Origin of the sequence: Acinetobacter sp. Brlt_5, from assembly GCF_051949055.1 — a bacterium.
Taxonomy (GTDB): Bacteria; Pseudomonadota; Gammaproteobacteria; order Pseudomonadales; family Moraxellaceae; genus Acinetobacter; species Acinetobacter indicus.
In genome coordinates, this window is the sequence record NZ_JAYJLP010000041.1 from 1 (window position 1) to 2513 (window position 2513).

The window sequence follows — 2513 nt, forward strand, 5'->3', positions numbered from 1 at the left end:
ATAGGAAACCTTTATTATACGGTTATAGTAAAAAGGGGGAGAGGAATCTTCCTCTTTTTTATTTTAAAGGGAGATCTCCCATGACACTTCGTAGAAAAGGGTACATCAATGAATTTGATGGCTTATTTGTGATACCAACAATCGGATTAATCCTGTTGAAATTTTATATTTCTATATTTAGAGCATAGGCAGATTGCCTGTGCTCTTTATTTTGTTTGTTTTAAATTGGTATTGAATGATACCAATATTACATGATTAATGGAGGAGATTATTTATGACATTTAATAACAATGAAAATACACGTGTGTGGTTTATTACAGGTGCAAGCAGTGGACTAGGATACGAATTCACAAAAAAAGCATTGGAGTCAGGAGAGAAGGTTGTTGGTGTTGCTAGAAATATTGAAAAACTGAATGAGTTAAAATGCCAGTTTGAAGGAATGTTACTTCCTTTAAGTCTTGATGTTACTGATAGAAGTGCTGTTTCGACTACAGTGGAAACTGCCATTAAACATTTTGGAAGACTCGATATTGTCATTAACAATGCAGGGAATATGGTAATGGGAATGATTGAAGAATTTAGTGAAGATGAAGTTAGAAGCCAAATGGAAACTAATTTCTTCGGTACAGTATGGGTAAGTCAAGCTGTTATGCCGTACTTGCGGGCACAAGAATCAGGTCATATTATCCAGATATCTAGTATTGGTGGACTGATTAGTGGTCCAATGTCGGGAATCTATAGCGCTAGTAAATTTGCTTTAGAAGGATTTAGCGAGGCTTTAGCACAAGAAGCTGCACATTTTGGTATAAAAGTATCTATCGTAGAACCTGGAGGTTACTGGACGAATCTATACTTAAAAATGAGTTTTACTACACAGAAAAAAGAGTATGATTCATTACGTGAAAAGTTGGCCCAACAATATTCAAACGAATCGGTGGATAGTGATCCTAAGTTAGCCGCCGAAGCTATAATGAAACTGGTTAATAGTGAGAATCCGCCTCTCCGATTAGTTCTGGGAAGCCTTGTATATGATTTAGCTGTTGAAAATGCAGAAAAACGTATATTTACATGGAAAGAGTGGGAATCAGTCAGTCGTTCTTCGGAACATGGGATTCCTGCACCAGAAGGATACGGAATAATTGAGGAATAGAAACCCTAAGAAATAAACTCTCTAAACTACAAAAACTAATTAATGATTTAATATGTTTATTAACTTAATCGCCGGGCGCAACGGCTTTCGTCATTGCGTCTCTGGGAGCAGCTTGGTCTTCAACTGCACCGGCCTTTGTCGCTTTCCGTCTACTTCAAGCAGTGGGCGCGTCGGCCATGCTGGTGGCGACGTTCGCGACGGTTCGCGACGTTTATGCCAACCGTCCTGAGGGTGTCGTCATCTACGGCCTTTTCAGTTCGATGCTGGCGTTCGTGCCTGCGCTCGGCCCTATCGCCGGAGCATTGATCGGCGAGTTCTTGGGATGGCAGGCGATATTCATTACTTTGGCTATACTGGCGATGCTCGCACTCCTAAATGCGGGTTTCAGGTGGCACGAAACCCGCCCTCTGGATCAAGTCAAGACGCGCCGATCTGTCTTGCCGATCTTCGCGAGTCCGGCTTTTTGGGTTTACACTGTCGGCTTTAGCGCCGGTATGGGCACCTTCTTCGTCTTCTTCTCGACGGCTCCCCGTGTGCTCATAGGCCAAGCGGAATATTCCGAGATCGGATTCAGCTTTGCCTTCGCCACTGTCGCGCTTGTAATGATCGTGACAACCCGTTTCGCGAAGTCCTTTGTCGCCAGATGGGGCATCGCAGGATGCGTGGCGCGTGGGATGGCGTTGCTTGTTTGCGGAGCGGTCCTGTTGGGGATCGGCGAACTTTACGGCTCGCCGTCATTCCTCACCTTCATCCTACCGATGTGGGTTGTCGCGGTCGGTATTGTCTTCACGGTGTCCGTTACCGCGAACGGCGCTTTGGCAGAGTTCGACGACATCGCGGGATCAGCGGTCGCGTTCTACTTCTGCGTTCAAAGCCTGATAGTCAGCATTGTCGGGACATTGGCGGTGGCACTTTTAAACGGTGACACAGCGTGGCCCGTGATCTGTTACGCCACGGCGATGGCGGTACTGGTTTCGTTGGGGCTGGTGCTCCTTCGGCTCCGTGGGGCTGCCACCGAGAAGTCGCCAGTCGTCTAACCGACGACTGGTAGCAGGCCCGCTCCGATGCGGCGCACTAACCATCGAAACCTCGTGAATGTCGGTATCCTGTCTGGCAGGATACCGCTCATTTCCCTTGTTCAGTTCATCGCCGTCGCCGAGCATCTGAATTTTCGGCATGCGGCCAAGGCACTTGGTATCAGCCAGTCGAGCGTCAGCGCGCGTGTGAAAGCGCTGGAGGATAACCTTGGTGTCCTGCTATTTGAGCGCCATGCGCGGGGCGTTCGGCTAACAGACGCAGGCAGGCACTTCATGGAGCGTGTCACGGCGGGTGTCGATCAACTCGATCACGCAGTGAAGACCGC

Annotated in this window: 2 protein-coding genes and 1 pseudogene; all 3 read left to right on the forward strand. The window is 47.5% G+C overall.

Annotated elements, in window-relative coordinates; all coding sequences use genetic code 11:
- Positions 1-274 precede the first annotated feature (274 nt).
- Positions 275-1150, forward strand: coding sequence for an SDR family oxidoreductase (locus VF685_RS13990; RefSeq protein WP_078081115.1), 876 nt, complete (start codon positions 275-277; stop codon positions 1148-1150).
- 74 nt (positions 1151-1224) lie between these two features.
- Positions 1225-2187, forward strand: a pseudogene (gene floR / locus VF685_RS13995) (chloramphenicol/florfenicol efflux MFS transporter FloR); the annotation flags it as partial.
- Positions 2188-2241: 54 nt separating this feature from the next.
- A partial coding sequence (locus VF685_RS14000; protein WP_001100556.1) for a LysR family transcriptional regulator occupies positions 2242-2513 on the forward strand: 272 nt, incomplete at its 3' end.

What these genes read in the sequence shown, in the direction of transcription:
- VF685_RS13990 (WP_078081115.1), top strand. Translation starts at nt 275, where the DNA reads ATGACATTTAATAACAATGAAAATACACGTGTGTGGTTTATTACAGGT.